The 19717-nt window shown below is 63.9% G+C and carries 21 protein-coding genes; 15 read left to right on the top strand and 6 right to left on the bottom strand.

What is annotated here, in order from left to right; translation table 11 throughout:
- Window positions 1–7: 7 nt before the first annotated feature.
- On the bottom strand, window positions 8–910 hold the full coding sequence (locus EUU22_RS01125; protein ID WP_129330285.1) for a SctD/MshK family protein: 903 nt from the start codon (window positions 908–910) through the stop codon (window positions 8–10).
- 121 nt (window positions 911–1031) lie between these two features.
- On the bottom strand, window positions 1032–1193 hold the full coding sequence (locus EUU22_RS25100) for a hypothetical protein (protein WP_165351027.1): 162 nt from the start codon (window positions 1191–1193) through the stop codon (window positions 1032–1034).
- Window positions 1194–1598: 405 nt separating this feature from the next.
- Here EUU22_RS25100 and EUU22_RS01120 point away from each other — a divergent pair, with 405 nt between their 5' ends.
- The 13 genes from EUU22_RS01120 (at window position 1599) to EUU22_RS01060 (ending at window position 12862) form a co-directional block, all read left to right on the top strand.
- Complete coding sequence (locus EUU22_RS01120; protein WP_165351026.1) at window positions 1599–2219, top strand: type III secretion protein; 621 nt, start codon at window positions 1599–1601, stop codon at window positions 2217–2219.
- Entirely contained in the window at window positions 2220–2405 is a 186-nt protein-coding gene (locus EUU22_RS01115) for a hypothetical protein (RefSeq protein WP_129330283.1), read from the top strand.
- 29 nt (window positions 2406–2434) lie between these two features.
- Window positions 2435–2860 carry a hypothetical protein gene (locus tag EUU22_RS01110; protein ID WP_129330282.1) on the top strand — a complete coding sequence of 142 codons (426 nt, stop codon included), beginning with the start codon at window positions 2435–2437 and terminating at the stop codon, window positions 2858–2860.
- A complete protein-coding gene (gene sctJ, locus EUU22_RS01105) occupies window positions 2857–3657 on the top strand; it encodes a type III secretion system inner membrane ring lipoprotein SctJ (protein ID WP_129330281.1) in 801 nt (266 codons plus the stop codon). Before EUU22_RS01110 ends, sctJ begins: the two co-directional genes overlap by 4 nt.
- Window positions 3654–4325 carry a SctK family type III secretion system sorting platform protein gene (locus tag EUU22_RS01100; protein ID WP_129330280.1) on the top strand — a complete coding sequence of 224 codons (672 nt, stop codon included), beginning with the start codon at window positions 3654–3656 and terminating at the stop codon, window positions 4323–4325. The genes sctJ and EUU22_RS01100 overlap by 4 nt, the downstream gene beginning before the upstream one ends.
- Window positions 4322–4927, top strand: coding sequence for a type III secretion system stator protein SctL (gene sctL / locus EUU22_RS01095; protein ID WP_129330279.1), 606 nt, complete (start codon window positions 4322–4324; stop codon window positions 4925–4927). Before EUU22_RS01100 ends, sctL begins: the two co-directional genes overlap by 4 nt.
- Entirely contained in the window at window positions 4924–6270 is a 1347-nt protein-coding gene (locus EUU22_RS01090) for a FliI/YscN family ATPase (protein ID WP_129330278.1), read from the top strand. Before sctL ends, EUU22_RS01090 begins: the two co-directional genes overlap by 4 nt.
- Window positions 6267–6749 carry a type III secretion system stalk subunit SctO gene (gene sctO / locus EUU22_RS01085; protein WP_129330277.1) on the top strand — a complete coding sequence of 161 codons (483 nt, stop codon included), beginning with the start codon at window positions 6267–6269 and terminating at the stop codon, window positions 6747–6749. Before EUU22_RS01090 ends, sctO begins: the two co-directional genes overlap by 4 nt.
- Before the next feature lies 1 nt (window position 6750).
- On the top strand, window positions 6751–7803 hold the full coding sequence (gene sctQ / locus EUU22_RS01080) for a type III secretion system cytoplasmic ring protein SctQ (protein ID WP_129330276.1): 1053 nt from the start codon (window positions 6751–6753) through the stop codon (window positions 7801–7803).
- Window positions 7796–8449: a type III secretion system export apparatus subunit SctR gene (gene sctR / locus EUU22_RS01075; protein WP_129330275.1), complete on the top strand. Its 654-nt coding sequence runs from the start codon at window positions 7796–7798 to the stop codon at window positions 8447–8449. The genes sctQ and sctR overlap by 8 nt, the downstream gene beginning before the upstream one ends.
- Before the next feature lie 5 nt (window positions 8450–8454).
- Window positions 8455–8724, top strand: coding sequence for an EscS/YscS/HrcS family type III secretion system export apparatus protein (locus EUU22_RS01070; RefSeq protein WP_129330274.1), 270 nt, complete (start codon window positions 8455–8457; stop codon window positions 8722–8724).
- 8 nt (window positions 8725–8732) lie between these two features.
- The gene (sctT, locus tag EUU22_RS01065; RefSeq protein ID WP_129330273.1) at window positions 8733–9554 is read left to right on the top strand and encodes a type III secretion system export apparatus subunit SctT; all 822 of its coding nucleotides are present in this window, start codon (window positions 8733–8735) and stop codon (window positions 9552–9554) included.
- 188 nt (window positions 9555–9742) lie between these two features.
- Window positions 9743–12862, top strand: coding sequence for a LysM peptidoglycan-binding domain-containing protein (locus tag EUU22_RS01060; RefSeq protein ID WP_129330272.1), 3120 nt, complete (start codon window positions 9743–9745; stop codon window positions 12860–12862).
- A 63-nt stretch (window positions 12863–12925) separates the two neighbouring features.
- On the opposite strand, the gene EUU22_RS01055 is transcribed toward EUU22_RS01060, so the two are convergent.
- The 4 genes from EUU22_RS01055 to EUU22_RS01040 all read right to left on the bottom strand — a co-directional run bounded on the left by EUU22_RS01055 (window position 12926) and on the right by EUU22_RS01040 (window position 18860).
- Complete coding sequence (locus EUU22_RS01055) at window positions 12926–16513, bottom strand: hypothetical protein (RefSeq protein ID WP_129330271.1); 3588 nt, start codon at window positions 16511–16513, stop codon at window positions 12926–12928.
- A 113-nt stretch (window positions 16514–16626) separates the two neighbouring features.
- Window positions 16627–17337 carry a hypothetical protein gene (locus tag EUU22_RS01050; RefSeq protein ID WP_129330270.1) on the bottom strand — a complete coding sequence of 237 codons (711 nt, stop codon included), beginning with the start codon at window positions 17335–17337 and terminating at the stop codon, window positions 16627–16629.
- Between the two features lie 334 nt (window positions 17338–17671).
- Window positions 17672–18307: an NrsF family protein gene (locus tag EUU22_RS01045; RefSeq protein ID WP_129330269.1), complete on the bottom strand. Its 636-nt coding sequence runs from the start codon at window positions 18305–18307 to the stop codon at window positions 17672–17674.
- On the bottom strand, window positions 18294–18860 hold the full coding sequence (locus EUU22_RS01040; RefSeq protein WP_129330268.1) for a sigma-70 family RNA polymerase sigma factor: 567 nt from the start codon (window positions 18858–18860) through the stop codon (window positions 18294–18296). Before EUU22_RS01040 ends, EUU22_RS01045 begins: the two co-directional genes overlap by 14 nt.
- Window positions 18861–19076: 216 nt before the next feature.
- Here EUU22_RS01040 and EUU22_RS01035 point away from each other — a divergent pair, with 216 nt between their 5' ends.
- Window positions 19077–19343 (top strand): BufA1 family periplasmic bufferin-type metallophore, encoded by a 267-nt coding sequence (locus EUU22_RS01035; protein WP_129330267.1) that lies wholly within the window; start codon window positions 19077–19079, stop codon window positions 19341–19343.
- A 46-nt stretch (window positions 19344–19389) separates the two neighbouring features.
- The gene (locus EUU22_RS01030) at window positions 19390–19671 is read left to right on the top strand and encodes a BufA1 family periplasmic bufferin-type metallophore (protein WP_129330266.1); all 282 of its coding nucleotides are present in this window, start codon (window positions 19390–19392) and stop codon (window positions 19669–19671) included.
- Window positions 19672–19717 lie beyond the last annotated feature (46 nt).

Genomic DNA, 19717 nt, shown 5'->3' with positions numbered 1-19717 from the left:
CGCGCCGCTAGAAGCGCAGGACGAATTCTTCACCCTGTCGCGCTGCCGTCAGGCTGCCGTCCCGGATGTCCTTGATGTACCAGCCGTCTTCGAGTGCCGCCCCCTTGTAGAGGCGTGCCCCGTCGGCGCCGATCGCATACGGCGTCTCCCCGAACCAGATCGCCTGCAGATGGAATTTCGGGGCGTTCCGCGGCGCCGCCTCTCCGACCAGGCTGGTGAGGACGTAGCTGGTTCCGTAGGAGCGATCGAACCACGCCTGGACCTCGCCCCAGTTCTTGCGGGCGCCGTCATCGACGGCTCCGGCAACGGAAAGTCGCGTTCCGTCGGCCTCGATCTTCAGGTCTGCCAGGCCGGCCTCGCGCAGTTTTGCCGCAAGCGCCGCCGAGACCTCCTGAGACGAGGGTGCCGGGGACCCGATCGTTCCAGTCGTCACCGCGTTGTCGTTCAGCCCGGCCATCGAAGGCCCGTGGTCGAGCTGCGCAACGCCGGCCTGTACTGCTGCTATGGTCAGAAGCGAAAAGGCGACGACGCCGCCAAGCATCCAGCCGCGCGAGGACCTCGGCGCTCGTTCGGCCGGCTCCCGCACAGCGCGCGAGAGGTTGAGACGCGCGCTGCCGAGTGTGACGCTTACGGGGACCGGCACCTGAAGGCCGTGCCCGACGGGCACGGTGGTGTCATCCACCATGAGATCGGCTCCGATCGCCTCGATCATCACCTCGCTCCCGGCGAAGTGCAGGCGCATATGTCGGGCCGACACGTCGCGGTCGCTCAGAGTCAGATCGCAATCGTCTGCGGAGCCGACCAGATAGGCGCCCCTTTCCAGGGGCAGAGAGACGCCGCTGTGAACGCCCTTCAGGACATCGAGCGTCAGGGATGCGGCTGAATTCCTGAGGACCAGACTGGATGCCATGGAACTATCACCTCGCTCGCCGGATAGCCGAAACACCGACGTTGCGCTGAGCGCGCCGCCGGTCTAGCTCGTATCTTTGCAACGGGGATGAGGGGCGGCCGAGGCCACCCCTCGGGCTTCGTCAGCCGTTCGGACGCTGTTTTGCCGCGTCGAGGGCGACCTTCTTCTCGGTCGTGATCTTGGTAATTTCTGCGGACTTCGCGATAGCCTTGTCGAAGGCATCCGTCATGGTCTTGATCGAATTGTCCGAGGTTTGCGTACCGCCTACACCGGAAACAGCCATTCTCTTCTCCTTGACAAGTTGAGGCCGGTCACGGGCAAAGCCCGGTGCCGGATTGCAGTCCCTATCTAAACGTACACCCATTGCAGGGTGTATTAATGGTTAAGGTCGAACCTGGCGAATGACAATTTGTATGCTCATCACATAATGTTGCGCAATGTAATTATGCGTGAGATAAACCGATTTAAATTGCGTTCGGTTAAGGGCATGAAGCTATCTTAGAGCATGGGAACGACCTTGTATTGAAAGCGTTTTCCGTCTCTGCCCGCCCCGCGTGTAACGGTCCCCTGCATTTTTTACTGAACCTCGAGTTGCACCTCTCGATCCGGTGTTATAGCTTTGGCCGGCTTGATGCGAACAATCGGAGCGCTTGACATGAAGGACGTCATGCTCAGCGGGAGGTTCTGCATGTTTGCCATCACCCTCTTTGCGGCAACATGTCCGGCTCATGCCGGAAATCCGGGCTGGTACGACAGCCGGTACAGCTATGTCCTGATCGATCAGGACGTTCGTGACGCGCTGCAGGAGTTCGGCCGCAACCTCTCCGTTCCGGTCCTTCTGTCCGACAAGATTCGCGGTCAGGTGCGCGGCGAGATCCGCGACGAGACGGCAGGCGGCTTCCTCGACAAGTTGACGCGAGCAAACGGTCTCATCTGGTATTTCGACGGCTCGGTCCTCCACGTCAACACGAACGACGAAGTCTCCACGCAGATCATCAATGTCGGCATGGCGAACGGAGAGGCGGTGATCGCCGAGATCCACCGGCTTGATCTCATGGACGACCGCTTTTCGGTGCGCGCTACCGCCAACGCACCGGTGCTTCGCGTGTCGGGCCCTCCCCCCTTCATTGCGATGGTCAAGCAGATCGCCGCCTCTGTACAGCCGTCACCGACCGCCCAGATGGACGACCCGCGCGTGCGCATATTCCGCGGCGGCCAGCGCGAGGAGGTCGCCGACGATCTGACCGGCAGCGGAGCGAAGACCGCCGCCAATGGCGCGACAAACAAGAAAGCAGCAGGAGAGCAGTAGATGACCGGTTCGGTAAACGCGACCACGCAGGCATCCGCCCCGACCCCGGCGGTCGATCCCTCCCAGGCGCAGTTCGAGGAGGCGCTGCAGCAAGCGGTTACAAGCGGCGGCAGCCAGTTGATCGGGCAGGAAATGATGAAGATCGCACAGGAAGTGCTGAACGAGGCCTTGTCCGACGAAGAGTAATTTCGCTTTTCTCAACAGGAGACGGAATCATGACGATTGTTCCGCCAGTAGAGACGCCCACCCTGCCGATATCTCCTGCGCCGCAGGAAACGATTGCTTCGCAGAATCTCTTCGAGCATTCGGCGCTGAACACCACGACGCTGCCGCACGGCGCGAGCCCCGCGGATCTCGGCCGGACGATCATCGACAATCTCGAGGGTTTCGTCGAGCGGGCCGGAAAGTTCGCCGCCAGCGCCGCATTTCCCGCTTCGCCCGGTGCGTCGACGTCGGCGGCGTCCTTCGCGCCGGACGCGCTTCCTGCCGAATCGAACATCCCGCGCACACCGGACAGTGACGCGGGACGGCTCGTCGAGTCCCTCGGACGGATCTTCGACCATGCGATCGAGACGCAGATGGTCGTCCGGGCTCCGACGCAATTCACCAGCGCGACGATGACGCTCACCAAGGGTCAATGAGAACCTTGCGGCATTTCCCGGTAGTCGGACGCGGGCTGGCGCTCGCGTTGATGGTCCTGGCGCTGCAGGCCTGCAGCGCCGACCTTTACACGAATCTCGATGAGCGCGAGGCCAACGAGATGGTCGCCATCCTGCTCTCGAAGGGCATACCGGCGAGCCGCGTCTTGCAGAAGGACGGCAAGCTGACGGTCACCGTCGACGAGGATCAGTTCGCGCAGGCGGTGTCCGCACTCAACATGGCGGGCCTTCCCAAGGAGAAATTCGCCACGCTCGGAACGGTGTTCAAGCAGGAAGGGCTCGTCGCCTCTCCCGTGCAGGAGCGCGCGCAGATGATCTATGCCCTCAGCGAAGAGCTTTCCCGAACCGTTTCCGAAATCGACGGCGTGCTCTCAGCGCGCGTTCACGTCGTTCTGCCCGACAACGACCCGCTGCAGCGTAACGCCATACCCGCCTCGGCTTCGGTGTTCATCCGGCACGAGGCCGACCTCGACGTCAACCCGCTGATCCCGCGGATCAAGACCCTGGTGGCCAACGGCATTTCGGGCCTCTCCTACGAGAAGGTCTCGGTCGTTGCGGTCGCGAGCCAACGGTCGAGCGAGCCGCCCCGCGCCGCGGAACTGACCTCGTTCCTCGGAATCTGGATGCTGCCGTCGAGTGTCGCCAAGGCCCGGCTGATCTTCGGCGGCCTCGTCTGTGCCCTCGCCGCCGCGCTCGGCGGTCTCGGCTACCTCTTCTGGCGCAGGCAGAGCCGGCGCCGGAAGATCTATCCGCTACAACCGTATGGTCCGGCGAAATGACGGGTGCTTCGCTCCCGGAAGAGCCCACGGCCGGCGGCTCCGATAACATCTGGACGGTTTTCCAGACGGCGCCGGCTCGCCTCGTTCACCCGCGCTATATCGTGCAGGCCTATGACGAGGCGATCTCCACCGAGACTGCGTTGAGGCTGCAGCAGTCGAGCCGCGTACAGCGGCCGCTTGCACGCCTGCTTTGCGAACACTATCGGCTTCCGCCCGCCTCGTCCTGTGCCCGCCCGTCAGAGGAAGACCTCGAACTCCTGGCATTGCCGCGAGAGCAAATGGATCACTACTGCCGCGCGGCCGGTGCGGTGTTCTGGGGCGAAGTCCTCGCCGGCGAAATCCGCAGCCGCGAGGTCGCGGAGATGAAGTCGCGGATCGGCGAGGACGCCTTTCGGCTCGCCATCCACAATCGCGACCTGGCTGCCGGTCGCCCGCCGCCGGACAATCTCGACCAGCTGGTTCAGGCGATCGAGGCCGACGGCCGAAAGTGCTGGGCAAGCTGGCAGGCCGCCCTGCCAGAGCCTCTGGCAGCGTGGCTGCGTCTTTGGCACGAAACGGTGGAGGAGGCCGGATTTTCCGAACCCGACGATGCAGACCGAGGGGCTGCGATCGTCAGGCGCCTTGCACGGGAGAAGTTCGCCGGCGCAGCGGCGAAGGAGGTCGCATGAACGATTTGCCTTCAAGTCCGACCGCGAAGATCCTGCGGCAGGCGCAAGCGGAGCATTGGCTCGAAGGCTTCGCCTTCCTGGAAGCCGCCAAGGCGGAGGCCGAGCGGCAACGTGCCGAGATGCGCCAGACCGTCGAAAAAGGCAGGCGCGAGGGTTACGAGGCGGGCCGGCTCGCCGGAGAACGCCAGGCGGCAGCGCTGCTTCTGAAGACCACTGCCGATGTCAATGCTTACATGGCCGGGCTCGACCGGCAGATCGCCGAACTCAGCCTGGCGATCGTCGAGAAGCTGCTCGGTGGCTTCGATCAGGCTGAACTCGTGGCGAGGCTCGCCCAGCAGGCGCTCCAATCCTTCCAGCACGAGCGTGACGTCACGATTACCGTCGCACCCGCGATTGCCGAACGCGTCGCCGAACTCGTGCGCCAGCGCCACACCAATGGCTCGCTGAAGATTACCGTTCTTGCCGATCCACGGCTCGACGGCAGCAAATGCGTTCTCGCCAACGCCATAGCCGTGGTCGATGCCGGACTCGATACCCAGCTCTCCGTCATTCGCGACGCCCTGGTCGGCGCCCGGCCCGCACGCCTGGATGCGCCGGCATGAACGAACACCTGTTGACCGACCCCGGCGACATCGTCCGAAGGCTGCGCGAGCGGGCGCTCGGCAGCGAGACGCGACCGGTGCACGGCCGTGTCCGCCGGATTACCGGGATCATCGTCCATGCGACCGCCCCGATGGTGCGGATCGGCGAACTCTGTCATCTGCGCGATCCCGTTTCCGGTGCGACGGTACCGGCGGAGGTCGTCGGTTTCGAGGACGAGGAGGCCGTCTTGACGCCGATCGGCGATCTCGACGGCATGTCGACGCGCGCCGAAGTCATCGCCACCGGCAAGACCCTGCAGATCCCCGTCTGCGACGACCTTCTCGGCCGCGTTCTCAATCCCCTCGGCGAAATTCTCGACTTCTCCCGGGACGGGGTGGTTCCGGTCGTCACCGACACGTACTACCCCACGCACCGGCCGCCGCCGCACGCATTGCGACGCGACCTGATCAGCGAGCCTCTGCAACTCGGCATCCGCGCGATCGACGGGCTGCTGACGGTCGCGCGCGGTCAGCGCGTCGGCATTTTCGGTGAGCCGGGCGTGGGCAAGTCCTCGCTGCTTTCGGCCATCGTCCGCGGCACGAGGGCAGACGTCATCGTCATCGGGCTCATCGGCGAACGCGGTCGCGAGGTGCGGGAATTCATCGAGGGCCAACTGGGTGAAGCGGGGCTCCGGCGTTCGGTCGTCGTGGTCGCGACCTCGGACCGGCCGGCGATCGAACGGGTGAAGGCCGCCTATGCCGCGACGGCGATCGCCGAATACTTTCGCGACCAGGGCCGCCACGTCCTGCTCCTGATGGACAGCGTCACTCGCTTTGCCCGCGCACAGCGCGAGATCGGCCTTGCGGCCGGCGAACCACCGACGCGCCGCGGCTATCCGCCGTCGCTCTTCGCCGCCCTGCCCCGCCTGCTCGAGCGCGCCGGACCGGGACAAGGCGGCTCGATCACCGCGCTCTACACCGTGCTCACCGAAGGCGACGGAACACTGGACCCGGTCGCCGAGGAAACCAAGGCCATCCTCGATGGTCACATCGTGCTCAGTTCCGATCTCGCCGAGCGGAACTTCTTCCCGGCAATCGACGTCCTGAAGAGCCGCAGTCGGCTGATGGAAACGGTCGCCGGCAGGACGCACCGGGACAACGCGGCCCATGTCCGGGCGATGCTTGCCCGCTACCAGGAGATCGAACTCCTCCTGCGGGTCGGTGAGTACGAACGCGGCGCGGACGCCCGCTCGGACGAGGCGATCGACAAGCATGACGCCATCGAAGCCTTCCTGCGGCAGACCGGCGAAGAGTTCTCGACCTTCGAGGCGACCATCGAACAACTGGGGAGGTTGGCCGGATGACACGAAAAGGCAATCTTCGGCAACTCGTCGAACTGAGGGCGATGCGAATGCGGCGGGCGGACGAAAAGGCACAACGCCAGCACAACCGGCATGTTCAAACCGTCCGGGCACTGGAGGGCGCGAAAGCTGAAAGCGTGGCGCATGAGGTGCAGCGACGGCAGGAAGAAGAGGCTCTCTACACCGATCTCGCGCAAGGCCCGGTCGGTCAGCGGGATCTCGAGCGATTTCGCGACGCACTGGTGGGTCTGGACCACCGCGCCCGCGCGCTGGAGGAACAGATCCATCAGGCCAAGCGCCGCGAAAGTCAGGAAGCTGAAAAGAGGGCGGAGCTTGCAGCCGAATACCGGCTCAAACACAGGCATTACGAACGGATACGGTCGCTCGCCGCCGAAAAACAGCGAAAGGACGCAGAACGCGCCGGCCTCCTCGATGAGATCGAGGATGAGGAGGCGATCCGTCCGGGGAGCAGGAAACGGTAGAATGAGGTCGACCGCGCACGCAAGCTCCGCCGCTGCCGAACTCCGCCCGCATGCGGAGGATACCTCATGGCTTCCGGAAGTGGCCGCGGCGCATGTGGACCTCATCAACCGTCTCGTGGGCGTTCGTGTCGCCTTCAATCTCTCGCTGCCGCCGGCCGAACTCGCATTCGTGCCGGCGGACGGCGCGGCGCGGCTGACCGATCCGATCGAGGTCGCCTTCCTCATCGGCACCGCGCCTGGCCGCTGGATGATGCCCGCCGCAGCACTCGACGGGCTCTCTGCCGCACTCGGGGTCCGGGGTGACGTCTCGCGGCTGACCGCCCTGCAGCGCAACATCCTCCTGGAGGAGGCCCTCGCCCCTTCTCTCGCCGCACTGGAAACGCACATCGGCGAGCCACTACGGCTCGGACCTCCCGGGACGGCGCAGGACTATCCCATCAAGCTTGTATGGTCGGTCAACGGCGGTGACTTTCCGCTCCCCGCGGAACTTCAGCTGAGCGCCGCGGCGGCGATGAAGATCGGCACGTCGCTCGATGTCGGCCGGCGCCTCCCATCAGGCTTTGCCGGAAGTCTCGTGCAGCCCGTGCAGATCCGGGCGGGCACACAGCAACTGAGCCTCGGAGAGTTGAAAGGTCTGCGCCCGGGCGACGTGATCCTGGTCGAGCGTTTCGGTGACCACGACGCCTTCGCAACACTCGGTAATCACCTCGCAGCCACGCTCGATCGCCGCGAAGACGGCTTTGTCTTCACCTCCGGCTGGAAGCCATTGAAAACAAGTTGGGAATTTTCCGCCATGACACAGGAGACGCCTTCGTCCGAAGAGCTCGAATCGCTCGCCGACCTGCCGATCGAGCTGGTCTTCGAGATCGGCCGCGCCGAGTTCCCTCTGAATGAGATCGCCGCGATGGGCGAAGGGACGGTGCTTCATGCCAATCCGAGCCTTGCAAGTCCGGTCAGCATCCTGGCCAACGGGCGGCTCATCGGAAAGGGAGAGCTGATCCGTATCGGGGAAGGTCTCGGCGTGCGCGTGGTGCGGCTCTCGACCGATGGGTGAGACGACCACCAATCTCATTCCGATCATCATCATCGTCTCGACGATCGGGCTCATCCCGCTCGCGGTGGTGACGATGACCGGTTTTCTGAAGATCTCGATCGTCCTCTTTCTGATCCGCAACGCGCTCGGCATCCAGCAATCGCCGCCCAATCTGGTCCTCTACGGCGTCGCGCTGATCCTCACCGTCTATGTGACGACGCCGCTCGTCGGCGAAATGTACCGGACGCTCTCGACCGAGCAGATCGACGTTCAGTCGATGGACAGCATGATGCGGGCCGCCGATCAGGTCCGGGCGCCGCTCCAGGCGCACCTTACCCGCTACACGGACGAGAACGAGCGCCAGTTCTTCCTGCAGGCGACGGAGCGGATCTGGTCGGAGGAAGCAAGAGCCGCCGTGAAGAGCGACAGCCTGCTGATCCTCGTTCCGGCCTTTGTGAGTTCCGAGCTCACCCGCGCCTTCGAGATCGGCTTTCTGCTCTACCTGCCGTTCCTCGTCATCGATCTCATCGTCTCGATGGTGCTGATGGCCATGGGGATGATGATGGTCTCGCCGACGCTGATCTCGATCCCGCTGAAGATATTCCTCTTCGTTGCCGTCAACGGTTGGTCGCGGCTGATGCACGGCCTGATCCTCAGCTACGGATAGCGCCCATGGATCAAACCGCCTTCCTCGCCCAGACGCAGAAAGCGATGCTGACCGTGCTGATCGCCTCGGGCCCGGCGCTCGCCATCGCGATCGTCATCGGGATCAGCGTCGGCCTCATCCAGGCGCTCACGCAGATCCAGGACCAGACGCTCCCGCAGGCGGTCAAGCTGGTCGCCGTCATGCTCGCTCTGATCGTGCTCGGGCCGACGCTCGCCATGCAGGTCGCCGACTTCGCCAGCGATACGCTCGACATCTTTCCGGCCCTCACGCGGTAGGGGGCGGCGTGGACATTCTCTCCGCCACCTCATCGCTGGTCGATGTCGTCTATCCGGTGCTCGCCGCAGCGGCAATCGCGATGGCCCGGGCGCTGGGCATGATCGTCATCACCCCCGCCTTCGTCAGGCTCGGGCTCACGGGCCTCATTCGCTCCGGCGTCGCCATCGCGATAGCGCTGCCTCTGATACCGGGCTTCATGGCGACATTCGCGGAGGGGCAGAGCTTCTCGAGTCTGGTCGTGACCGGTCTCGTCTTCAAGGAACTCATTCTCGGCGTCATTCTCGGTGTGGTGCTTGGTATTCCCTTCTGGGCAGCCGAAATGGCCGGCGACCTCGTCGACCTGCAGCGCGGCTCGACGTCGGCGCAGCTCGTCGATCCGCTGCAGGCGACCGAGACCAGTATTGCCGGGACGTTCTTCGTCCTGGCGCTCGTCGCGCTCTTCTTCAAGTCGGGCGGTTTTTCGCTGCTCGCCGACACCTATTACCGCAGCTACGAGATCTGGCCCGTCACCAGCTTTTCGCCGGCACTTGGTACCGGCGCAGGTTTTGCTGTGCTCGGAATCCTCGATCGCGTCATGCAGATCGGGGTGCTCCTGATCGCCCCGATCGTCCTTGCGCTGCTCATTGCCGATCTGATGCTTGCCTATCTCTCGCGCATGGCGCCGCAGTTTCACGTCTTCGACCTGTCGCTGGCCGTCAAGAACCTGATCTTTGCGATCCTGATCGTGCTCTATCTCACCTATCTCCTGCAATACATGGTTGCGGAACTCGCTCTCTTCAAAGACGCGCCGGCCGTGTTGCGTGACCTCCTTGAGCCGACCCCGCGATAACATCGCGTTCCGCCGGCCGAGAATCCCCGCTCCTGTCATCAAACCATTAACAAGGCCCGCCATAGTGGTGCCCGCGTCCACGCGCGCCCGCCTAGCACCTTGAATTGATGTCTCGTTCTTCGCTTTCCATTTCGCCGTGCGGAATGGGCAGCCTCGAATGCTGCGCAGAGCCAGGGAGATCCAGGCCCATGTCCTACCGCATCGACCTCGACGGCAAGAGCCGCCACCACGCAAGCGGCCACACCACCGCCGTTTCCGACGAACAGCGCCGCTTCTTCATTGAGCAGATCAACCAGGCCGTGCGCGAAAGGGCTGCGGCAGGCGGCCCGAAGGCGATCGACCCGATGACGGAAAAAGCCTTCATCGTCGAGAAGGGCGACAGCCTCTGGGAGATCGCGAGCGAGAACCATGTCAGCCTCGAGGATCTCGCCGCATCGAACCGCATCCGGCTGACGGGCGGCGGGACCGTTCAGCCGAATGACGTGGTGATCGTGCCCCTAGCCTCCCCCGAGCTCGTCGCCGACGGTCCCGTCGACGGCAAGGGCGTGCCGAGGGGTGAAGCTGCATTCGTCGACGATCTCTATGACCGCGGCAACAAGCTCGCCTATGCCGACAATCCGTCCGGCATCGATTACGTCGCCGAAGGCCGGGATATGCAGCGTGACGTCGGCACCTATCTCGACAACCTGCCGGCGGCCGAACGACAAGCGGCGGCCCTCCGGCTGATGGAGAGCGACTGGCTCGATGCAGGCCCCGCCGGCAGTGCGGTTAAGGCGGCGATCCTGGGGCGCGGCCTGAGAACGGACAGCGAGACGGTGATTGCCGAAGACATCTATGATCGCGGCAACCGCATCCAATATTCCGATGATCCGAACATCGATTATCGGGCGGCGACGGCCGAGATCGCCACCGACATCCGGGCCTTTCTCGAGACGCGACCGGAAACGCAGCGATCCGAGGTGCTGCAGCGGATCTACGACCGGGAGTGGACGGATGCGGCGCCTGCCCGAATGGCGATCGAGGACACGGCGAAGGCGCTGAATATCGACCTGCGTCCGTCGACACATGCCGGCACCGACGTCGAGGCCAGTGCCCGCACGATCATCGACGGTGCGAACGCCTCCCGTAGCCCGGAAGAAGCTTTTCGCAAACTCTCCTCGGCCTTCGCTTCGGCGGCGCCGGAGATCCAGCACGTGCTTCTGCGCTCCGAGGATGCGCAGGCTCTCATCGACAAGGCGGCGAGCCGGGCGTCGAAACCACTCGCCGACTATCAGCCGGAGGAGGCCGTCAGCGAACAGGGCGATGCGGCCACGACGATGCGCAATCTCGAGCAGCTGACGGACGGCGTCGATCCGCGGCTGGCCGTGAAGCTCCTCTCTTCCGCCATGCCCGTCATCGAGGCGGCAAACGGCCGGAAGCAGGAAAGGATCGGCGGCGATCTGATCGGGACAAACGGCCAGACGAACCTGATGACGATTATAGACCGCATAAGCGGCAGCCCGGGAGCCGATGCCATCATCGAACGTTTCTCCAGGTTCGGTGGCTATGGCCTGAACTCCATACCGATGGCGATCGCCAACGGCTCCCGTCTCGACTATCCGATCGCCGTGGCCGTCAAAAGTGCCCCGACCTCTTCCGATTTCGTCGTCCGGAACATCGTTCCGCAGGTCAAGCAATATGCGTCCGCCAGGGTCAACCAGGACGTGATCGCCTATTCTGCCCATATGCAGGAACTGCAGTGGCTCGTTTCCAACCACGGCGGCACCATGAGCCCGGAGCAGCTCACGAAGGCAATCGACGATTACAAGAAGGAGAAGGGTCCGGAATGGGCCGCAACGGAGCAGCGTCTCGAAGACAGCATTGCCGAGAGCGGCGAAAAACTGCTGCGGCAGCTGACGGCGCTCGGCAATCTGCCGCCGGAACTGGCGTCTCAACGACAGGCCGTCGACGATGAAATCGGCAAAATCCTTTCGGACGAAAAGACCGCAATGGCCGTCGAGATCGCGATGAAGAAGAACCCGGAGCTGCTCGACAGTCCGGTCGTGCTGAACCTCCTGGGCTATCAGGCCCGCCTCACCGACCGGGGCCGGAAGCTCGCCGAAGAGGCGACGACCCAGATCATTCGCCAAAAGGTGCTGCCGTCCTTCACCGATCTGCAGACCGGCGATCCGGCCGCCCTCGGCAAGGCGAAGGCCGGCCTGCAAGGGCTGAAAGACGGCGGCCTTTCACGAATGCTCGGCATCCCCGAAGCCGACATGAACCGGGCGATTGATGCGGTCGGCAGGTCCTTGCCGGAGCCGGGGGAAACGCTTGAGCAGGCGCGGACGAAGATGGCGGCCCTCGACAATGATCTGAACGATCTCAAGAGCTCGAGCGGCGTCCGCTCCTTCGCGAACACCACCGGCCCCGGCCAGATGCTCCGGCTGATCGGTCTCGCTGCGACGGGGGCGAGCGTCGCCAATTCCGCGAACGCGGCCCAGAACAGCCCGAGCCTCAGGAACAACCTCAAAGTGGTGATCGATGCCGTCGGGCTCGGCCAGCGGACGACGGAGCTCCTCGGCGGAATGGACCTGCTTCGCTCCGACTCCACCGCCGTCAAGCACTTCGGCAGCAGCAGCCGGCCGGCGGTCAAGTTCCTCGGGGCGCTGAGCGGCGGCTTCGACGCCTGGATCGCCTTCGACTATTTCAAGGGCGGCGACCCGTTGATGGGAAGCCTCTCGGCTGCCGCGGCGGGCGGAACGGTCATGGCGGCACTCGGAACCGGCACGATGTTCGGCCCGGCGGGCCTCGTCATCGTCGGCGCCGCGGTGATCGGCCAGATGATCGTCGCCGACACTCGCGATTCCAACCGCTACATGACCGACACGTCGAGGCACTTCCTCGCCCATTCCGGCTTGAGCGAGACCGCGTCCGGCGTGCTCGTTGACCAGAGCGGCGACGGATACAGCCCCGTGGCGATCCTCGCCAGATATGCCGAACTCAGGGGCTTTCGGCTCGACCAGCAGGACGGCCGCCAGCGGTTCGTCGACTGGCTGAACGGCATTCCGAAGGAAGACTTGGAGACGTTGCGCGACAACCTGCACCACACGCTCGACGAGATCGGCGGCGACCCTTCGAAACTGGAGGCGACTGCCGGATCGGACGAGCGTTACACCGACACGCGGCGTCTGAATGAGCGCTACGTCGGCGGCGAGGTCTATATTCCGAGCCTCGCGGACCAGATCCGGAGCGGAGACGGCGCCCCTGCATCGGCACGCCAGATCGACGTGGTCCTTGCCGAACTCGGCATCGGAATTCCGGTGGCCTGACGGTTCGGGGGCGTCAGCGATCGGAGCGCCCGTCGGGAAACCAACGGGCGCTTCAGGGCGATCCTATTCCAGGTACCCCCTTCGTCTCAGCCAGGCCTTCAACCCTTCGGTGCTGCGCGGCACTACATAGGAGGCGTAGGCATTTTCATGCATCAGCGTTCCGTCTGACGGACGGTACCACAGGGGGTCGTCGCTCGGCAGCATCGCCTCGTCGGCGGAGACCTTCTTCTGCGGCATCCACCACTGGTTGCCGTCCCAGTACATCGTCGTCTCAGAGTCCTCGTAGCGTTTCTGCTCGGCGTTGTACTTCACCGTCGGATATTTGCTCAGATCCACCTTGGTGGGGTCCTCCGGCAGCTTGAGATATTTGATATCCTCCTGGCTTTCCGGAACCTTTCCGTCCTTGTCCGCCGTCATGTCGCGAATGGTTTCCGACAACTCGGTCGCCTGCTCCGGCGTCATGCGATTGAAGAGCTGTCCGAGGCGCGCTCGCGTATAGCCCTCGGCTCCGTAGGTGCCCGTCAGAACGGCGTCGGCGCTGCGGGTTCCTCTGTCACCCCCCATCAGATGCTCGTCACCGGGGAACACCGTCTGCAGGATGCCCATGACGCCTTCATCAAGCAGATCGTTATGCTCCGCCAGCGCCTCGGCGACCTTTCGGTCCTTGACGCCGAACATCACCTGAATCGCGTCTGCATCGGCCTTGTCGTAGGTGTGGGCGGCGTTGTAGGCGCTCCGCCCCTGGACGATGCCGGCGCCGGCAAGCTGCAGCACCGCCGCAACGCCCGATATCTTCAGCGGACCCAGCCGGCTCATCAGGCGAACCAGCCCGTTGTTCGCGGCCTTCGCTTCGAGCGCCCCGGCCCCGCCGGCGGCGGCGAACATGGCATCGCTGACGGTCGCGATACCGTAGCCGGTCGCCTTGACCCCGTCGGCCTTCTCTCCGACGATCCAGCCGGTGCCCTGCATGATGGCGTTGCTGAGGTCCGCGCCGACATAGAGGGCATCGATACCGCCGCCGCGGAGGAAATGCCCCGAGTTCAAGGCTCCGCTCCAGAGCTTCTTCTCGCTTGCGGAGAGACTGCTGCTGGCGTTGACGCGCTCCTTGAGCGCATCGATCTTTGCTTCCGCGGTCGTGGGTCCCTTGGGTTCGTTGATGAGCACGTCGGCGGGCAAGGGCCTCAGTGCGGTCTTGGCCGCCGACATCAGCATGATCGCATGCGGCACGTAGTAGACCATGTCGTCGCCGGTCGTGCCGAGCGCGTCGAGGTTGCGCCCGAACAGGATGGCACTGCCGCCGCCGGAGAGCCGCTCGATCGCATTCGTGCCGACCTTGAGCCGTTTCATTTGCTGTATCTGCGTTCTCTCGGCATCGGTCGGCTGCACCCTTCCCGCCACGATATCCTTGAGGCGCCCCTCACCGATCTTTTCGGTCACGTCCTTGACGAACTTGTTGAGTTCAGGGTTCTTCTTGTCGGCCGTCCCGTCGATGTACTTCATGACGGCGTCGACCTCAGCCTTGCTCAGTCCGGCTCCGCCATTCATGAGAGCGGACTGGACGCGGTTCTCCGCGAGCGCCGTCTGGATGTCGCCGACACGGCCCTTGAGGGATTCGGTGACGGCGAAGGTTGCGAGCGCCCGCGCCGAACGCTGAACCCAGATCGTACCGGTTGCGTCCGGATCGGTGCCCTTTTCCACATTGGCGTAGGGATCCGGACCGTCGTTCTTCGGCATGTCCGGCAGGTCCTTCATCGCTTCGCTGATCGACTTCGACTTCGTCATCATGATGCCGGTGCCAAACAGCGAGGGAATCGGTGCTTCCGTCTTGAGGCCGTCGACCTTGCTGAGCGGCTCCTCGTAGATCTTCAGGGCGAGATCGATGCTCTCCTGCTGTTCCCAGAGCTGCTGGCGGACCTGCCCTTCCTTCACGAGGTCCTGGGACTTCTGCTTGTTTTCGGGGCTGAGGTTGTCGATCGCCTCCATGTCTCGGGCGAGCTGCGTGGCACCCGAGACAGGGTCGTCGGGTTTGGCGCCGTTCCAGCCGGACAGGCCGTGGTAGAGCTCGTTGTAGAGCGTGGTGATCTTCTCGTCCTGCGCCTTCGAGACATTGCCGAAATTCTCGATGCTGCGGCGGATCGCCCATTGGGCGTCGGAGTTCTGCTCGAGGTAGTCGTTGTAGCCGAGCTCGCCCTTGGCCTCGAGTTCCTCACGCTTCTGACTTCCGAGCTCCGCCGTTCGAGCCGCCATCGCGGTCAGCAGTGCCGTGCCGCCACCCTTCACGTCCTCACTGCTCAAGATGCTGAATATCCGCTGGTGCGAGAGGACGTTGAGCCCCGGCAATTCGGTGTTCATCTTCTCGACGATGCGATTGGCGACGTGATCGACAAACTCCTTGCCCGGCCCGGCCTTCTTACCGTCGCCGTAGAGAATATTCTGCGAGGCGACACCGAGATCCTGTATCGCCTTGATCTTCGCTTTGGTGTCCCCCTTGCTTCCGGAGTCGGCGATGGCGTCGATCGACTGGTCGACCATCTTGCGGACCCGAGGATCCGATGCGATCAGTGCGCCGGTCGACTGGTCAAGCAGCTTTTTGATATCCCCGGTCGCCTTGCCGGAGGTATCGAAGCTCGGAAGCGCATGAGCCGGGTCGGTCTGCTCCTTGAGCTTGGCGAGGAACTTCTCGGCGCCCTCGACTCCTCCCTCTCCGTAAGCCGCTTCGAGATCGCGGACATGGCGATCGACACGCACTTCCTTCAGGGCATCCTCGATCCCCGCCTTCAGGGCGTCGCCGTATTTGTCCGGATCGCCTGCGGTATAGCCGGCATAGATCGACGCACGGTTCGTCAGCGCGGTGATCTGCGCGCCCTCCTCATTGCCGGCGGCGAGAGCGATGTCGACCAGTTGCTTCTTGGTCTCCCTGGTGACCCCTTCATAATCCTTCTTGTCGCCGAGGCTGGCGATGCGCCCGAGTTGGTCGTCGGTCCTGCCGTCCGCCTTCCATTCCTTCTCCTTCATGTCGCGCACCTGATTGAGCGCGTCCATGAAGACCCGGTCATCCGGTGCCCGCTCGGCGATGGGGCGGACGAGATCGCTCACCTCGCCGGCATCGAGCTTCTTGTCGCCGTTCTTGTCGACGCCGAACTTCGGCGTGCCGAGACTTTCCGAAGCGAGATCGACCTCCTTGGCGATGGCGACGACGAGATCGTCCTTGGCCTTGTCGCGTTCGCTCTCGCTTTTGGTCTTGTCGTTGGCCGTGGCGAGGGCCGTTCTCTGCTTTTCCAGAAGGTCCAGCCGTTCGGGGCTCAGGACGAAGACGGCGTCCCCGTTCTCGAGTGCCTTGTCTGCTTCTTCTGGCGCCGACGGCCTGTTGCCGAAGGGTTTCCGGTCGAGCTCGGGCGTCGCCGCCAGCTGCTCGTTGAGGGCCTTGTTGTCCTTGGGATCGATGCCCGCCTGCTCATAAATGCGGAAAGGCCAAAGTCCGGGCTCCACCTGCTTTTCGACAATGCCCGAGGGGCCACCGTTCCAGGGTAGCGCCGGCGGCGGCTCGTTCTTCTTGCTGTTCTTCTTGGTCTGATCGATGACCTGCTCGAACGGTTTGGTCATGTCCGAGCGTTCGGAACGGTTGCGTGCGAAGAAATTGACCAAAGACATCAGCTACTCCCTGCTCCGTTTTCAGGATTTCGAACCGGCAAGACTACCGGGGAATGCAAAGCGACAGGCGGCAGGTGCCACCCTTCGTGAGTGTCAGAATTCGGGAATCGGCCCTATTGAATGCCGTATGCGGTGCGGGCATGCCCGCTGATCAGCGCGTCGACCTGCTTTTCGTCCAGGCCCTTGCTGTCGGTCGACGACCAGGAATGCTGTTTGAGCGCATCGACGATGCTTCTCCGCGTCGCCTCGCCCTCATAGGGCTCGATGAGGACATCCATGATCTCCTTGAGACGCGCTTCCTGCATCTCGGGCGAACCGAAATCGGCGCGCGAATCCATGAGCGCGACGGCGGCGTTCGTGCGTTCTCCGACATTGCCGGAATGCTGGCCGAGATAAGTCCTGACCGCGGCCTTGCGGTGATCGGCCGTCGACGAGGACGCCTTGAGTGCGTCGATCGCGGCCGGCGCTCCTTCGGGCTTCATGGTCGGGACGAGGACGAAATCCGGCTTGAGGCTTCCCTCATGATAGGCGTTGATGAGATCCGGATTGGAAAACTGGACGTTGCCGTCGATCATCAGCATCGTATCGACGTCGCTCAGGTTGTTGTCCTTGCCGATCTTGAACTGCGAATCGCCCTCCTCCGGAACGGCGATCTTCACGTTTGCCAGCAATTCCTCGGAGTTCTTGAGCCCCTGCTCGCGTGCGCGTCGATCGAGGATCTCCTGCCACGCCTTCGCCTGTGCCGGCGACACGTCAAATTCCCGCTTGTTGTCAGCGCTTTTCAGCCGGAACCCTTTGCCGACAACCTCCAAAGTCAACGCCATGCCTACCTCCCTGCGTGTTATCGTCGGTGGTGGAGTCGCGCCTTCTCAAAGGCATTCAGTCCGCTCGGCTCACTGCTTTCGCCATCCTCCATGGGAAAGGATCGCCGAGGTAAAAGGATGTCACCCTAATACTAGAGATTGCAAAAGGCCGCAAACCCTCATTTAGCCTCTTCTAAAGGTAATGGTTTCCGAGCCGACGCCGTCCATGCCGGATTCACCGTGGTGAGTGCATCCGGTGAATTTCGGACAGCTGGCAGCTTCGGAAAGCGGCTCTCCCATGTATCCGCGCCTTCGGCCATGCCGCCATTGGCCGAGCTCCCCGCGGCCTCGGCGCCTACCAGCGCAGAAGCCGCCGGCCGAGAAGCGCGCCAGCAAGGACGACGATTGCAATCGCCAGCATGTACCAGGTCGCACCGAAGAGCGGGCTGTCGTCCGGGCAGTGCCAGGCGTAGATCGCCGCGGCGATCGAGCCGGAGGCGAGACCTGCAACAGCGCCGGCGAAGGTCGGATTGCCAGGGGCTCCCCGCTTGAGTGCGGCCATCAGGCCGACCATCGGAGCGGCAGAAAGCACCGGGATGAAGAAGAGGCAGAAAGCGGCGTTCTCGCCGATCAGCTTGCGGCCCCAGGTGCTTGCCGGGGATACGTAGAGCTCGGCGACGACCGCGCCTGCGAGCAGCAGGAGAGGCAGAAGCAACGCCGACAATTGCATGCCGAGCGAGGCGCCCGGCCGGCCGACGCGGAAGACGAGAGCTGTCGAAAGGGCGGCCAGCAGCAAGGTCATCCCGATCTTGAAGGCGACCCGGGCGGTCTCGATCGCCGTCGCGATGTCGTCCCGCAGACCGATCGTCGAGAGCAGTAGCAGCAGCGAAACGCAAATCCCCACGGCGACGGCCGACCATACGGCGGGGGCGAGCGGCCGGACGCTCGGCGCGTCTGCAGCGATCATGGAAATCAACTCACTCGTCTTCATCGACATCACTCCGGTATAACTTCGCCAGCGTCTTGAGCGCCCGATGCAGCGCGACGCGCACGGCCCCTTCCGACATGTCGAGCCGGCCAGCCATCTCGCGGGCATCCTTTCCCGCGAGCGACAGCCGGACGATCTCGTCCTGCGGTGGCCGCAACCGCGCGATCAGCCGTTCTGCATCGCCGAGATCGGTCGTCCCGTCGGTGGTCTCATCGGCCGTCAGAGTGTCCATCACATCCTCGATCGGCACATTCGTTCGCCTGCCCCGCCGCCTCAGGGCGTCGATCAGCTTGTTGCGGACGATCGCCGAAAGCCAAGGGCCGATCGGCCGGTCCGGATCCCATGTCCCGCGCTTCAGGTGCACGGCCAGCAGCACTTCCTGCACCACATCTTCGGCCTCGCCTTTCGGCGCGCCGAACCGGTCGCATCCGTTGAGCGCCAGCGCTCTCAGATGCGGGGTGACGCCCGTCAGGAACGACTGGTACGCGCGGCTGTCGCCCGCGATCGCCGCCCGCATCCATTCCGCCCATTGCTCTTCTCGCGTTCTCGCTGACAAGCCTTCTTATTCCCCTACGCACCGGCCCGCGCCTTTATTACAGGCCGAAAGAAAAAATTCGTCAAATTTCCTCTCGCTCCGGTCAACTTCTCGTGCATCTCCGAAAAATACGCCCGGACAACAAAAAAATCTCGGCGCTTGTAACAAAGCGACGAACGGTTCCGTAGTCCCTTTCGCAGCCGATCCTCGGCCAGCACCCTCAAAGGAGACAGAACCATGAAGAAGTCTATCGCAACACTTGCACTGACCGGTGCCATTGCTTCGGCCCTCGCATCGATTTCCGTGCCGGCCGCCGCCGCCGAAAACAAGGAGAAGTGCTACGGCATCGCGCTCAAGGGCCAGAACGACTGCGCCGCCGGCAAGCACGATTGCGCCGGCCACCAGACGATCGACTACGACAAGGCGTCCTTCAAGCTCGTGCCGGCCGGCACCTGCACGACGATCAAGACGCCTGCCGGCATGGGTTCGGTCACCCCGGCCTGATCGGCCGTCGGCAAGTCAGAACACGCATCAACAAGGACGATCCGAAATGAACCTGCTCACCCCCACGCTTCTTGCCGCCTCCGTCGCCGCCGCCATTGCTGCGGCGTCCGCTGCACCGGCCGCGGCCGCCGACGCAAAGGAGAAATGCTACGGCGTCGCCCTCAAGGGCCAGAACGACTGCGCTGCGGGCCCCGGCACCACCTGTGCCGGCACGTCCAAGGTCGACTACCAGCAAAACGCCTGGAAGCTCGTTCCGGCCGGAACCTGCGAGACGATCAGCACGCCCAATGGTCACGGCACGCTGACCCAGGGCCCCGCCCCCGTCTGAGCCGAGCCTCCCTGTCCCTCGCCGCCGTGCACGAAGGCACCGGCGA

Source organism: Ciceribacter ferrooxidans, from assembly GCF_004137355.1.
GTDB lineage: Bacteria > Pseudomonadota > Alphaproteobacteria > Rhizobiales > Rhizobiaceae > Allorhizobium > Allorhizobium ferrooxidans.
This window is presented reverse-complemented; position numbering and strand designations above follow the sequence as displayed.

What these genes read in the sequence shown, in the direction of transcription:
- EUU22_RS01125 (WP_129330285.1), bottom strand. Translation starts at nt 910, where the DNA reads ATGGCATCCAGTCTGGTCCTCAGGAATTCAGCCGCATCCCTGACGCTC.
- EUU22_RS25100 (WP_165351027.1), bottom strand. Translation starts at nt 1,193, where the DNA reads ATGGCTGTTTCCGGTGTAGGCGGTACGCAAACCTCGGACAATTCGATC.
- EUU22_RS01120 (WP_165351026.1), top strand. Translation starts at nt 1,599, where the DNA reads ATGTTTGCCATCACCCTCTTTGCGGCAACATGTCCGGCTCATGCCGGA.
- EUU22_RS01115 (WP_129330283.1), top strand. Translation starts at nt 2,220, where the DNA reads ATGACCGGTTCGGTAAACGCGACCACGCAGGCATCCGCCCCGACCCCG.
- EUU22_RS01110 (WP_129330282.1), top strand. Translation starts at nt 2,435, where the DNA reads ATGACGATTGTTCCGCCAGTAGAGACGCCCACCCTGCCGATATCTCCT.
- sctJ (WP_129330281.1), top strand. Translation starts at nt 2,857, where the DNA reads ATGAGAACCTTGCGGCATTTCCCGGTAGTCGGACGCGGGCTGGCGCTC.
- EUU22_RS01100 (WP_129330280.1), top strand. Translation starts at nt 3,654, where the DNA reads ATGACGGGTGCTTCGCTCCCGGAAGAGCCCACGGCCGGCGGCTCCGAT.
- sctL (WP_129330279.1), top strand. Translation starts at nt 4,322, where the DNA reads ATGAACGATTTGCCTTCAAGTCCGACCGCGAAGATCCTGCGGCAGGCG.
- EUU22_RS01090 (WP_129330278.1), top strand. Translation starts at nt 4,924, where the DNA reads ATGAACGAACACCTGTTGACCGACCCCGGCGACATCGTCCGAAGGCTG.
- sctO (WP_129330277.1), top strand. Translation starts at nt 6,267, where the DNA reads ATGACACGAAAAGGCAATCTTCGGCAACTCGTCGAACTGAGGGCGATG.
- sctQ (WP_129330276.1), top strand. Translation starts at nt 6,751, where the DNA reads ATGAGGTCGACCGCGCACGCAAGCTCCGCCGCTGCCGAACTCCGCCCG.
- sctR (WP_129330275.1), top strand. Translation starts at nt 7,796, where the DNA reads ATGGGTGAGACGACCACCAATCTCATTCCGATCATCATCATCGTCTCG.
- EUU22_RS01070 (WP_129330274.1), top strand. Translation starts at nt 8,455, where the DNA reads ATGGATCAAACCGCCTTCCTCGCCCAGACGCAGAAAGCGATGCTGACC.
- EUU22_RS01060 (WP_129330272.1), top strand. Translation starts at nt 9,743, where the DNA reads ATGTCCTACCGCATCGACCTCGACGGCAAGAGCCGCCACCACGCAAGC.
- EUU22_RS01055 (WP_129330271.1), bottom strand. Translation starts at nt 16,513, where the DNA reads ATGTCTTTGGTCAATTTCTTCGCACGCAACCGTTCCGAACGCTCGGAC.
- EUU22_RS01050 (WP_129330270.1), bottom strand. Translation starts at nt 17,337, where the DNA reads ATGGCGTTGACTTTGGAGGTTGTCGGCAAAGGGTTCCGGCTGAAAAGC.
- EUU22_RS01045 (WP_129330269.1), bottom strand. Translation starts at nt 18,307, where the DNA reads ATGAAGACGAGTGAGTTGATTTCCATGATCGCTGCAGACGCGCCGAGC.
- EUU22_RS01035 (WP_129330267.1), top strand. Translation starts at nt 19,077, where the DNA reads ATGAAGAAGTCTATCGCAACACTTGCACTGACCGGTGCCATTGCTTCG.
- EUU22_RS01030 (WP_129330266.1), top strand. Translation starts at nt 19,390, where the DNA reads ATGAACCTGCTCACCCCCACGCTTCTTGCCGCCTCCGTCGCCGCCGCC.